We start from the raw sequence: 13,162 nt of genomic DNA, 5'->3' as shown, positions 1-13,162 counted from the left end.
CACATAGATGCGTTTGATTCTTTTAAAGTATTAAGCCCGGCGCAAGTTTTTCCGGCAAGGTAGACGTGGGTGCTTCCACCGACGCTACCGGGTAGGCACAGTAATCGGCGGCATAATAGGCACTGGCTCGGTGGTTACCACTGGCGCCAATACCACCAAAAGGTGCGGCACTTGAGGCACCGGTGATGGGGCGGTTCCAGTTAACGATACCAGCGCGAATGCGTCCTAAAAAGTAGTCGTAATCAGCTTGGCTGTCGCCTAAAAGACCGGCTGATAGACCAAATGAGGTATTGTTTGCTTCATTGATGGCGCTGTCGAAATCACTGTAGCGGTACACTTTTAACAGCGGCCCAAAGTGCTCTTCATCGGCCAGGTCGATGTTGGTGACATCAACAATGCCGGGGCTGACAAAACCAGTGTTTGTATCAAGGTGTTGCATTTCCAGTAGGGAAGTAGCGCCTTGTGCAAGCAGTTGCTCGTACGCTGCACGCATGCCCGCTGCCGCTTTTTTGCTGATCATCGCGCCCATAAATGGCTGCTCTTCGGCGAAGCTGTCGGCAATTTTAATGTTGCTGGTTACTTCAAGTAAACGCTTGATAATGGCATCACCCTGTTCACCTTGCTCTATAAATAGGCGGCGAGCGCAAGTACAACGTTGACCTGAGGTAATAAAGGCTGATTGCACGATGTCATGGACCGTAGCGTCGATGTCGCTGACACCTTTGACAATCAATGGGTTATTGCCACCCATTTCCAGCGCCAAGATCTTGCCCGGATGGCCGCCGAATTGTTGGTGCAATAAGTGCCCGGTCTGCGAGCTGCCGGTAAAGAATAAGCCATCAATGTCTTGATGTGAGGCCAGGGCCTTACCGGTTTCAATCTCACCTTGTACTAGGTTGATAACCCCAGCTGGCAAACCAGCTTGTTGCCAAAGTTTGAGAGTATGCTCGGCCACCTTAGGCGTTAACTCTGATGGTTTAAATACCACGGTATTGCCAGCCAATAAGGCAGGTACAATATGACCATTGGGTAAATGGCCTGGGAAGTTGTAAGGGCCAAAAACCGCCACCACGCCATGGGGCTTGTGACGAATAAAGGCTTTGGCTCCGGGCATCGGATTCTCTACCGTGCCGGTGCGCTCCTGGTAAGCGCGAATCGAGATAGCCACCTTGCCGGTCATGGCGCCGACTTCGGTGCGCGTCTCCCAAATGGGTTTGCCCGTTTCCTCGGCGATGGTGGTGGCGAGCTCTTCGGCATTGGCCTTTAACTGCTCGACAAAGCGCTCGAGTACGGCAATACGCTCATCAAGTGCACTCTGCGACCAAGCAAATTGTGCGGCACGGGCGCTGGCGATAGCGGTATCGACCTGCTCTGGGCTGGCGCCTTGGCCTTGCCAAACAACGCTGTCTGTCGCGGGGTTTATCGATTCAAAACGCGGGCCTTCACCGGCCAGCCATTGGTTATTTATAAATTGAACATTCATAGCCATTCCTTAACGACTAGAGAGTGCGAAAAAGCGCACTGAATCACCTTGGCTGACGCCTAAAGTGTCAGCAGCCTCGGCACTGATATAAAGTTGGTGCTTGATGTCGCAATATTCAACGGCATCACTAAAGATAGCGCGAAAATCGGCGACCTTATCGTTACATAACGCCCAAGTGGTGGCCTGCGGTTCAAGCTGCTCTTTAATGAGAATAGGGCATACTTTTGATTGGCGAACGGTGCTGATATTGCCTAGCTTGGCCTCCACCGTTGGCCCGGCGTCGAAGAGATCAACATAGCCACGGTGCTCAAAACCCTCGCGTTGCAGCAGTCGTAACGCCGGCTTGGTGTTGTCATGGACCTGGCCAATGACCGCTTGGGCCGCTTCACTGAGAAGGTTGACGTAAATGGGGTATTTCGGCATCAACTCACTAATAAAGGTCTTGTCACCTAAGCCCACCAAGTGGTCGGCCTGGGGGAACTCGATGCTAAAAAAGTGTTGTTGCAACCATTGCCAAAAAGGTGAATGGCCGTGCTCGTCGCTGACTCCACGCATTTCTGCGATGATGGTGTCGCTAAAACGGTCGCTGTGTTCGGCCATAAACAAAAACCGGATGCGCGATAAGAAGCGACCGGTGAGTCCTCGCCGATACGGCTCACGCAAGAATAAGGTGCAGATCTCCGAACAGCCGGTGTAATCGTTACACATCGACAAGGTATCTACGCGGTTGTAAACATCTAAGCTTGGACTGTGATGCACCGACGTGGAGCGCCGATAATGATACAGCGGCACGCTCATACCGACTGCCGCCTCAATGCCGGTGGTGCCGACAATATCACCGCTTTCGGTGTCTTGCAGTACGAACAGGTAGCCCTCATCGCCGGGGCCATTGACATGCTTTTCAACGCTGCGCTCAGAGCGCTCGATTTTTGCTTGTAACAACTCGTCATCGACGGGCAGTGAGGTAAAACCATGGCCCGATTCGATGGCGATTTGTTTTAACGCGGCGAAATCATCGCCGCGAATAGGTCTAAGTACTAACATAAGTAAGCTCTTAGCCGTGCGGTTACTAGGCGTTAACCAGCGAAGCAACGGCTTTTTCGAAGCGCGCTAGCCCTTCTTTGATATCCGCTTCAGGGATCACCAACGATGGCGTGAAGCGAACTACATCGGCGCCTGCGACTAAGCTCATTAGGCCGTTTTCAACGCTCGCATTAAGGAAATCACGGGCGCGGCCTTGGTAGTCGGCGTTAAGTACCGCGCCTAATAACAAGCCTTTACCACGTACTTCACTGAACACGTTGTACTTTTCATTGATAGCATTGAGACCGTCACGGAATAGCTGTTCACGAACTTTCACCCCTTCTAGCACTTGCTGTGTGTTTACCGTGTCAAATGCTGCTTCAGCGACCGCACAGGCCAGTGGGTTACCGCCATAGGTTGAACCATGCGTGCCCGGTTTTAAGTGTTTGGCAATCTCTTTAGTGGTAAGCATGGCACCAATAGGGAAGCCGCCGCCCAGTGCTTTGGCTGAGCTAAGAATGTCTGGTGTTACGCCTAGGCCTTGGTAGGCGTAAAGCTCACCAGTACGACCAACACCGGTTTGAACTTCATCAAAAATAAGTAACGCGTTATGCTTATCGCACAGTTCACGCACGCCTTTAACAAAGTCCATATCAGGGGCAATGATCCCACCTTCACCTTGCAATGGCTCCATCATCACCGCACAGGTGTCGTCGTCAATCAACGACTTAAAAGTCTCGAGGTCGTTATAATCGCAGTGAACTACCTCACCCGGTTTTGGCCCAAAGCCATCAGAGTAAGCGGCTTGGCCACCCACGGTAACAGTGAAGAAGGTACGGCCATGGAAGCCTTTGTTAAACGCGATGATTTTTGCTTTCTTTTCGCCGAAATTATCCAACGCCCAACGACGAGCCAGTTTTAACGCCGCCTCATTGGCTTCAGCGCCAGAGTTGGCAAAATATACTTGATCGGCAAAGGTTGCGTCGGTGAGTTTTTTCGCTAAGCGCAGAGCCGGTTCGTTGGTCATAACGTTGGCAAGGTGCCAGATTTTACTGCCTTGTTCTTTCAATGCAGTAACCAGAGCTGGATGACAATGACCTAGGCAGTTGACCGCGATGCCACCGGCGAAATCGATAAATTCATTACCTTGTTGGTCCCAAACGCGAGAGCCTTCCCCTTTTACCGGAATAACCGCTGACGGGTTGTAGTTTGGCACCATTACTTCATTAAATAGTTCACGATTTACTTGCATGACACACCTTTATTTTTACTGTGCTTGGCCGAGTCATTGCTGCACCAAGCATAGATTCATTAAAACTTACTGCTATGGTGCCGTTAATCGAGTTCAATTTGTAGTGCCATATTGTTAAAATTGATTATAATAGCCATCAAATTAACGAAAAAGGCATGCAAAATGATTAACGCACAAGATGAAAAGTTGTTGTCCTTGCTGCGCACCAATGCTCGCGCCAGTATTTCTGACTTGGCCAGAGCACTGGATTTATCTCGTTCGACGGTACAAAGCCGGATGCAAAAGCTAGAAGAAAGTGGCGTTATCAAAGGCTACAGTGTCGAGTATGGTGACGCCTATTTATCATCCATGGTGTCAGCCCATGTGTCGATTAAGGTGAAACAAAAGCTCACCACGAAAACCAACATTGAACTCAAGCACATAGATGCGATTACCGACTTATATGCCATTAGTGGCGAGTTTGACTTGATCGCGGTAGTGCAAGCGCAAAATCTCGAAAAGCTTAGTCACTTGCTTGATGATATTGGCAACCTAGATGGCGTTGAGCGCACCAATTCATCAGTCATTTTAGAAACAAAATTCAAGCGCTAATGTAGGAAAATGTTGCCTTGGGGTTCAATAAATAACCTTAAAGTGCTGGCTTTTTGAACTCTTACACCAAAATATGACAAATTCATGCTTTAGTTGTAAAGAGATGTAAATACTCTATTGAGTGTATGTTCCTATTTGCGTAAATTCGGTTCCTTCATTCACAATGAAGGAAGGTCAATGAACAACAATAAAATAAAATTAAGCGCCTTGACCAGCGCAATGCTTATCGCATTAAGTGGTTGTGGTGGCAGCGACAGCGACGATCAACCTGTAGTTGATACTGCACCGAAAGCTGGGGAAGTCAGTCTTGAGGGAGTGAAACAATGGCAGCCGATGACCGGCACCTTGATTGCTCACGATCAAGATGGCGATGCTATCACGCTGACATTCTATGACGAAGACCAGGTGGTTGCGGCCGAAGACGGTATCTATACGTTCTCACACGGCACTTTAGCACTTGGCGAAGACAAAGAGTTTATCTACACCTCTTTATCAGGACAGCCTGCTGTTATCAATTACGATGTATCCGCCAATGGTAAAACGTCGACTGGCAGCATCACTATCAGCGATGTTACTGGCGACCCATTAGCAGCGCAGCAGTGGCACTTACACAACAATGAGCAGCGCGCTTTTGCTCAAAGTGATATCTTCAAAGAACAGCTTGCTGTGCTTAATGGCATCGCCGAGCAAGACCAAGAAGCGTACTTCGCCCAACTCGAGGATTCGTTTGTTTCTAGCCGCGCTGCCGGTGCGGACATGAATGTATTGGAAGCGTATAAACTGGGGATCACGGGTAAAGGCAGTATTGCCGTCGTGGTCGACCAAGGCGTGGAAATTGGCCATGAAGATTTGGCTGATAACGTGCTTGCTCACCGCTCTTTAAACCTGCGTGATGACGCCCTCGATCCAACTAACCCGACCATCACCGGCGATAAAACATCGCGTCATGGTACTGCGGTGGCGGGTCTAATTGCGGCTAAAGCACACAATGGTGTGGGTGGTCGTGGTGTGGCCCCTGATGCGGGAATTATCTCCATGAACTACCTGGATATTCCCAACCAAAATGCCGCGCACATGGGCGCCTTGATCAGTGGCTTACCTGCCAGTGGTATCCAAAACCATGAGCAGGTAGTGTTTAACCGTAGCTATGGCTATAACCCACCGGCGTTCTTACCAGAGGACCCGTTCGAAGAGGCAAACATGGCCTACGCCAGCGATGTGTTGCGCGATGGCAAAGGTGCTTTAAGCATTAACGCAGCGGGTAACGACTTCGAAGAAGGCCGTCACAACGGCAATTACTGTAGTTCTTCAGGTGTTAATGACATCGGCCTAAGCTGTATTGATCTCAACGTTTCGCAGGCTAACCGTAGCTTACACAGTGTGTCTGTGGCGGCACTGAAAGCCAATGGCGAGCGTTCAAGCTATTCTATTGCCGGTAGTGCTATGTTTATTGCGGCCCCTGCCGGTGAAGACGGCAGCTGGGAGCCAGCAATGGTCACCACGGACGAAATGACCTGCTTGCAAGGTGCGTCGGGACTGCCGATGATGGATGCCCTAGAGAGAGCATGGGGTGTGCCACTGTCGTTCCTTGAAGGATATAAAAACTTTGACTTCCCGGGTCACCCAATGAACCCAAGCTGTCACTACAGTAACTCCATGAGCGGTACCTCATCTGCGGCGCCAAACACGGCGGGTGTGGTTGCGCTACTGATGGAAGCTAACCCAGATTTAAGCGCTCGCGACATTCAACATATTTTGGCGACAACGGCGAGCATGACTGACGCTGATAACGCCGCTGTTACGCTTAATACGGCTAACGGCGAGTTTGTCGCTCACCAAGGTTGGGTAGAAAACGCCGCAGGTTACCACTTCAATAACTTCTATGGCTTTGGCCGTGTGAATGCGGGTGAAGCGGTTAAAATGGCGCTGAACTATGATGTTGATTTAGGCGAGCGTCTGCAATCAGACTGGCTTTCAGCGGGTGTTCAAAATGATGATGCATCATTAGCCCTAGTGGTTCCAGATAATAACGCGGCTGGTGCAACGCACAGCATCGAAGTGGCGGATGACTATACTATCGAAGCAATGCAGTTTAGCTTCACAGTGGCTAACGAAGAAATGCGCTCCGATTACCGTCACCCAGAAATCCCGGGCCTGATTCAAAGCTCTGCGGGTTCAGACTTGGCTATCGAAGTGACTTCGCCAAGTGGCACTAAGAGTGTGGTTCTTGCGTCTCATCATGCGCAGCTTTACCCAGCATTGGATGCCAACTTCAACTTTGCTCAAGGTTATGTTCACTTGCCAACGGTGCATTTCCGCTCAAACGCTTTCTATGGCGAGAGTGCGAAAGGAACCTGGACTGTGAAAGTCGTTGATACGGCGCAGCCTAATCAAGTTGCGTTTAGTATGAACGGTCAAACCAGCGTGGTCTTCCCGAACGAGGCAGAATCTGTCCTCGAGGGATGGGGTTTACGTGTAACTGGTCGTCAATAAGGAGCATAATAATGAATAAGTTAACAACTCTTGCAATAGCGCTAAGCGCTGCGATTATGGCGCCAGTTCATGCTACAACGCTAAAATCGACTATGGACCAAGATAATAAGCTAAGCACTCAAGATGTGCCTGCGATCAGTGCCGCTAAGTTAGAGCGAAAGGCCAGCGTGGGTCTGTATGAAAAGGTAGACAATGTCCGTATCGTACCTGCTTACTTAGCCGATCCGGCTAAAACTGTGAGCGTGCAGGGCACGAATGCCTACGTGCAAGCCAATGATGGCGCTGTAGCCAGTGACCGTGAGGGGCTGTGGCAAGGCGATGTAATGCGCCACTCCCTACGTGGTGAATTTGCTACAGTAAGCGGCAACTTAGTGCTCATCCCTGCGGGCGATATTGACGCAGTGCTTAACACCTTCGACTTACAAATGGTTCAACAGTTTGCTAATGGCACCGTTTTGGTTAAGCCAGCGACGGCCACAGAATTGCAGCAACTTAATGACCAGTTACAAGCTTCTGATTTGGTTAAAGCCAGCAAAGTAGAAGTGTTACACAAGGTCGTTGATGCTTTCTAAGCACATTTAAGCGAAGTAAAAAGCCCCACTAGTTGGGGCTTTTTTGTTGGCGAATATGCAACTCACCATCAATATGCACGTCTCGCTGTGGGAATGAGATAACCACATCATGCTCGGCAAATTTTGCGCAAATTCCAAAACGGATATCGCTTTTTATTTTCCGTACGTTGGACTCGGCCTCCGCATTAACCCAAAAGACTGCATCGAAGATAAGCGCACTGTCGCCAAAATCTTCAAAAATAACGCTATGGGGTGGATTATTGAGTACGGTAGGCACCTCTTCTAGCACTTCGGTGATAAGCTGAGCCACTAAATTCACATCACTGCCATAGGCCACGCCAACTCGAACATAGGTGCGCGCCATGGTATCGATCAGTGTCCAATTGGTTACGGTATTCTCTAGCAGCTGGCTGTTAGGAACCAGTAGGTGCACGCCATCGTTACGGCGAATGCGGGTCGAACGGGTGTTAATCGTTTCCACAACGCCCTTGGCATCACCGACCTCTAAAAAGTCGCCGATACGGATTGGGCGCTCACCGATGAGGATCCAACCACTGATAAAGTTGTTAATGATATTCTGTGCGCCAAAACCGACGCCAATCGCCACGGCCCCGGAGACAAATGCGAATGCGGTGAGCGGAATATTAAGCACTTCAAGGGTGGTAAAGATGATAATAATGATGCACAGCACCAAATAGATACGTTTGAATAAAAGCGCCGCATCTGGCCCCATTCGCTTTTGTATAATACGGCGATGGATAAGCCGACCGATATAGCGCACAACGAGCCACACGCCGGCGATGATAAGTGGGATCTGAATCAAGGTCGCTAGGGTAAACGCGGAGCCGCCGTAGCTGAATATAACGGTATCCAAGGATTCGGTAATTTGTTTTAGCATAGGACTATCTAGCACCCTATTACTCCTTAAATAGGTGGTCAGTGAGGCGCTATACTACAAGGCTTTGGAACCATCGCTGACACGTTCTCTTTGTTGTTGTGTTAATTTTATAACATAGACATTGCGGCCAATCCCATTAAATTCCTCATCGGTGATAACCAGGGTGTCATTGTCGTAAAACGTGACGGCTTCTTTTTGTGTTACCAAACCGAGATTGATCTTGTCTATGGTGCCGGAGAAAAAATTATCGCCTTGCCAGTTCTCGAACAGCCATAAATGGGTGGAGTCTAGCAATACCAGCTTTTTTCTATCTGGGCTCATGGCTGCCGATGTCACCCAACATAACTTTTCGGCGGTGGTACAGGTTTGAAATGAGGCGATAAATTGCGCCTCATAATTACCCGCGTGATTGCCAATACGGTACAAGTTCGTTTTACCATCAAATGGTTGAGTTCTATTTTTGGTAAATAAATACAGTTGGTGTCGATACTCAACAAAGGCTTCTAAATCAAAGTTCTTACGTTCAGGCGTAAGCGGCTGATCCCACAATTCTTTGTAGGTGAATTTAATGATCTCTGCGTTGGTTTCATCAGATTTAATATCAATGGGGTTTTCTATTTTATAAATTGTTAGCCAGCGGCGCAGATTATCGTTGTTACCAAAGTCGCCTAAAAAGAAATGGCCAAATTCGTTTTGGGTCATGTCTTCCCAATCAATGTTCTTGGCATTGACCACTTGCACGCGTCGTTGCACTTTGCCTTTGTCATCGACCTGGTAGAGAAATGGGCCATCGCCACTGTCGTTAATGGCCCACAAGCGACCACGTTTATCAAACTCAATCCCCGACACCTCTTTAAGTTGTGGATCTAGGGTGGCAAACTTGTTCTGATATAGCTGATAACTCAACCAGATAGCGGCGCCGCCAAGGGCGATTGCACCGAGGGAAATAAGGGTAATAAGCGTTTTTTTTATCATAATCTGAATGGTGTGGAAAAACGCTGGGCATTATAGCAGGGCCACAGTAGGGATGCCTGTACCTGAGTATGAATTTTTCAATAAAAAACGCGGCACAAGGGCCGCGTTATGATGTGCTTATAAAGCGTTTATTTACTCTTTGCTGTCTTCCACGAGACCACGGCGTTTAAGTAATGCGTCGGTGGTCGGCTTTTGACCACGGAATTCAATGTAGCTTTGCATTAAATCACGGCTGTTACCACGCGAGAGTACTTCTTTACGATAGTGATCACCGTTTTCACGGGTCAAGCCACCTTCGTTTTGCATATGTGCGAACGAGTCCGCTGCAAACACTTCTGTCCAAAGGTAGGCGTAGTAGCCCGCGCTGTAACCGCCAGCAAAGATGTGGCTAAAGTAGCAGGTTTTATAACGCGGCGGCACTGGGTAGTAATCAATGCCGTGTTTCTCAAGCGCATTTTGCTCAAACTGGGCAAAGTCTTCAACCTTGGTACCCGGTGCAATAGAGTGCCATTCCATATCCAGCAACGCTGCGGCTAGGTATTCAGTGGTATCAAAACCTTGGTTAAAGGTATGCGACTTCAATAACTTATCTAGCAGCTCTTGAGGGATAGGCTCGCCAGTTTTGTAGTGCTTAGCATAGTTAGCGAGTACGCTCGGCTCAATGTTCCAGTCCTCGTTAGCCTGAGATGGGAATTCAACGAAGTCACGGGCAGTGGCCGTACCGGCAAGCGATGGGTATTTTACATCGGAGAACAGACCGTGAATGGCATGACCAAACTCGTGGAACATAGTCGTTACTTCAGAGAAGGTCATCAGTGTTGGCTGACCTTCAGCTGGCTTGGGAATGTTCTGCGCGTTATAAATAACAGGCTTGGTCCCTTTAAGGTGGTTTTGCGATACATAGGCACTCATCCACGCGCCGCCACGCTTACCTTCGCGAGCATAAGGGTCAAGGTAGAATAGGCCAATTGAGCTGCCATCTTCATTGAACACTTCCCATACAAACACGTCTTCGTGGTAGGTTGGCAAGTCATTGCGCTCTTTCATGGTAATGCCGTAAAGCTTGTTCATGGCGAAGAACAGGCCGTCGTTAATAACGGTATTCATTTCGAAATAAGGCTTTACTAAGCTTGCATCAATGTCATATAGCTCGGCGCGCACCTTCGCTCCGTAATAAGCCCAATCCCAAGGCTTAAGCTCAAAGTCTTTACCGTCTTTTTTGATTGCTGCTTGAATGAGTTCAGCTTCAGATTTAGCTTTAGCGACCGCTTTCGGGGCAAGATCATCAAGCATAGTAAACACTGCATCCGGCGTTTTCGCCATGCGATCGTCTAGCTGGTAATGTGCCCATGATTCAAAACCAAGCAAAGCGGCTTTTTCTGCTCGAAGCTGCGCTTCTTTAATAGCAATTGGGCCATTGGTTTGTTGCGCGCGCTGTGATGACGTGCGCCACACTTTTTCACGTAGCTCACGATTTTCGAGGCTTGAAAGAATGGGCTGACGGGTGGTGTTGACCAAGGTGATCATGTAGCCGTCTTTGCCTGCTTTTTGTGCAGCTGCCTTTAAGCTGGCAATTTCATCTTCAGCTAAACCCGCTAATTGCGCTTTGTCTGTGACTAAGATGGTGTCTTGTTTGAATGACTTTAAGATATTTTGCGAAAACTCAGTGCTGAGTTTAGAGAGCTCAGAGTTAATCTCGCGCATACGTTGCTTTTGGCTTTCGTCGAGCTTCGCACCCGCACGCACAAAGCGTTTATAGTAATATTCAACAAGGCGTTGGTCTTCTTTATTCAGCGTGTCTTTGTTGTCATAAACAGCAGCGACACGGTCAAAAAGGGCCTTGTTTAGATAAATATTGTCACGGTGCTCGGCCAATACCGGCGCCATTTTGGCATCGATACGCTGATATTCATCATTTGAGATAAGACCAGAGAGATTGTTGAAAGTGGCGCGTACACGGTCCAAAATGGCGCCGGATTGTTCCATTGCAACCAAGGTGTTTTCAAAAGTAGGCGCTTCAGAATTGTTAGCGATAGCTTCAATCTCAACACGTTGCTCTTCAATCCCCGCATCAAATGCCGGCTCATATAAACTGGTATCAATCTTATCAAATTCGGGCGCCATATATTGCAATGGGCTAGGGCTTAAAAAGAGATTTTCTTGTACAGCGTCAGTGGTGGTCTTGGCTACTTGTTCGGTTTGAGCTTGGTTTTGTTCGTTGTTAGCAGGTTGCTCGCTACAGCCTGTAACTAGGGTAGTCGCAGCAATCGCTGCGGCAATCATAGATAAACGCATTGCTTACTCCATTATCAGGAAGTTATTGTTGTCAGTTATCGCATGAGCAAGCCACGTCCCCGGGAGAATGCAGTGACTTGCACTGTGTAATCATGAAAAGAAGGGTGGGGCTCTTTCATTTTGATAGGCTGTAACATTACTGGCAAAGTGTGCTGACAACAAGTAACTTGGCCTTAATTCTGCGCTTTTTCGTCGATTTGTTGGTGTTTTTTTCATCTTCAGCCATGCTTAACACCCAGGTAAAGCGTTAAATTCTTCTCCAACCCTATGCTTTTGTTCGATTGTGAAGTTTTTTGCGGTGGGTATACTTGCGTCGTAGTGAAGATTGAGTGCGAATTTGGTAGCCGAGGAGAGCAGGGTTGGACGTTTTTGTAGCGCGCCAAGCAGTATTTAACAAGCAACAGAAGGTGGTTGCTTATGAGTTGTTGTTTCGCGATGGTGAAGATAACCGCTTCCCGAATGTCGAGGATAAAACCGCGACAGCCAAACTGATCTATGACAATCAGCTCAATCAAGGTTTATCATTTCTCACCGGTGGGCGAAAAGCACTGATCAATTTTGGTGAGCAATCGCTACATGCCCGTTTAGGGGAGTTTCTTCCTACCGATAAAGTGGTGATTGAGATACTCGAGACTGTTGAGCCCAGTGAAGAGCACTATCAGTTATGTCGAGAGTTGTTTCACCGTGGCTTTCGTTTGGCGCTCGATGATTTTCAATACCACCCACAATGGGAAAAGTTTCTAAAGCTAGTGCGGCTTATTAAGTTTGACCTTATGCACAGCAGCTTTGAGGAAATAGACCAAACCCTTGCAGTGTTAAAAAAGTATCCAAATATAAAGTACCTAGCGGAAAAAGTAGAAACGCAAGAGCAATACGAGCAAGCCAAAGCACGGGGTTTTGATTTTTTTCAGGGCTATTATTTTGCTCGCCCGCAAATGGTTAAACAGCGCGATTGTGTTGCTCGTTCGGCATTGATCATGATGATTTACAGCATGACCCTCAAGCCCAATATTAATCTCAATAAACTCAGCGAGGTGTTTTCTCAAGACACCGCCTTAGCTTACAAATTATTACGCTTTATCAATTCTGGGCTGTTTCCGCTTAAAGAGCGTATGGACTCCATTAAGCAAGCTTTGGTGTATCTTGGCGAGCTGCGGGTGCGGCGTTTTGTGTCACTGATAGTGACCGCCCATATCGCCCACGAAAAACCGCTTGAGCTGACCAAGATGTCGTCAATTCGCGCGCGCTTCTGTGAGCTATTAGCAAAGCGTTATTTCCCCCACCTCAGTAGCAGCGCGTTCCTTGTGGGGCTCTTTTCACTCATTGATGCCATGCTCGATAGGCCCATGCAAAGCATTGTAGAACAATTGCCTTTCCCCGATGATATTGCCAATGCGCTAAATGGGGAAAACAACACCTTGTTTTATCTGCTCGAGCTGGTAAAAGCGTACGAGTCTGGTAGTTGGTGGGCGATGCAAAGAGCCTGTGTACCGCTTAACATCAGTGATGAGGGGTTGCCCAATTTACACCAATCGGCCATTACCTGGTCGCAAATGTTCGATGATTTGTAAAGCGCGTCG

General features: G+C 48.4%; 10 protein-coding genes. 4 read left to right on the top strand and 6 right to left on the bottom strand.

The annotated features are described in order from the left end of the window. Positions 1-22: 22 nt before the first annotated feature. From astD to MHM89_RS04980, 3 genes are read right to left on the bottom strand one after another with little or no spacing between them, the layout of a single operon-like run. Positions 23-1,483: a succinylglutamate-semialdehyde dehydrogenase gene (gene astD / locus MHM89_RS04990; protein ID WP_172972750.1), complete on the bottom strand. Its 1,461-nt coding sequence runs from the start codon at positions 1,481-1,483 to the stop codon at positions 23-25. A gap of 9 nt (positions 1,484-1,492) precedes the next feature. Further along, the gene (gene astA / locus MHM89_RS04985; RefSeq protein ID WP_022946782.1) at positions 1,493-2,527 is read right to left on the bottom strand and encodes an arginine N-succinyltransferase; all 1,035 of its coding nucleotides are present in this window, start codon (positions 2,525-2,527) and stop codon (positions 1,493-1,495) included. Positions 2,528-2,552: 25 nt separating this feature from the next. After that, positions 2,553-3,758 (bottom strand): aspartate aminotransferase family protein, encoded by a 1,206-nt coding sequence (locus tag MHM89_RS04980; RefSeq protein ID WP_045979944.1) that lies wholly within the window; start codon positions 3,756-3,758, stop codon positions 2,553-2,555. A gap of 162 nt (positions 3,759-3,920) precedes the next feature. Here MHM89_RS04980 and MHM89_RS04975 point away from each other — a divergent pair, with 162 nt between their 5' ends. The 3 genes from MHM89_RS04975 (at position 3,921) to MHM89_RS04965 (ending at position 7,414) form a co-directional block, all read left to right on the top strand. Then, a complete protein-coding gene (locus MHM89_RS04975; RefSeq protein ID WP_022946785.1) occupies positions 3,921-4,349 on the top strand; it encodes an Lrp/AsnC family transcriptional regulator in 429 nt (142 codons plus the stop codon). Positions 4,350-4,526: 177 nt separating this feature from the next. Next, the gene (locus MHM89_RS04970; RefSeq protein ID WP_239408249.1) at positions 4,527-6,842 is read left to right on the top strand and encodes a S8 family serine peptidase; all 2,316 of its coding nucleotides are present in this window, start codon (positions 4,527-4,529) and stop codon (positions 6,840-6,842) included. An 11-nt stretch (positions 6,843-6,853) separates the two neighbouring features. Further along, positions 6,854-7,414, top strand: a complete 561-nt coding sequence (locus tag MHM89_RS04965) for a hypothetical protein (RefSeq protein WP_130146470.1) — start codon at positions 6,854-6,856, stop codon at positions 7,412-7,414. Positions 7,415-7,442: 28 nt separating this feature from the next. Here the strand turns inward: MHM89_RS04965 and MHM89_RS04960 are convergent, their stop codons facing one another. The 3 genes from MHM89_RS04960 to MHM89_RS04950 form a co-directional block, all read right to left on the bottom strand. Continuing rightward, positions 7,443-8,312 carry a mechanosensitive ion channel domain-containing protein gene (locus MHM89_RS04960; protein WP_045979947.1) on the bottom strand — a complete coding sequence of 290 codons (870 nt, stop codon included), beginning with the start codon at positions 8,310-8,312 and terminating at the stop codon, positions 7,443-7,445. A gap of 54 nt (positions 8,313-8,366) precedes the next feature. Beyond that, complete coding sequence (locus MHM89_RS04955; RefSeq protein ID WP_239408248.1) at positions 8,367-9,287, bottom strand: hypothetical protein; 921 nt, start codon at positions 9,285-9,287, stop codon at positions 8,367-8,369. Positions 9,288-9,419: 132 nt separating this feature from the next. Continuing rightward, positions 9,420-11,582 carry a M3 family metallopeptidase gene (locus MHM89_RS04950; RefSeq protein WP_239408247.1) on the bottom strand — a complete coding sequence of 721 codons (2,163 nt, stop codon included), beginning with the start codon at positions 11,580-11,582 and terminating at the stop codon, positions 9,420-9,422. Positions 11,583-11,941: 359 nt separating this feature from the next. On the opposite strand from MHM89_RS04950, the gene MHM89_RS04945 reads away from it, so the two are divergent. Next, a complete protein-coding gene (locus tag MHM89_RS04945; protein ID WP_022946791.1) occupies positions 11,942-13,153 on the top strand; it encodes an HDOD domain-containing protein in 1,212 nt (403 codons plus the stop codon). Positions 13,154-13,162 lie beyond the last annotated feature (9 nt).

Source organism: Pseudoalteromonas sp. CNC9-20, assembly GCF_022347875.1.
Lineage (GTDB): Bacteria > Pseudomonadota > Gammaproteobacteria > Enterobacterales > Alteromonadaceae > Pseudoalteromonas > Pseudoalteromonas ruthenica.
This window is presented reverse-complemented; position numbering and strand designations above follow the sequence as displayed.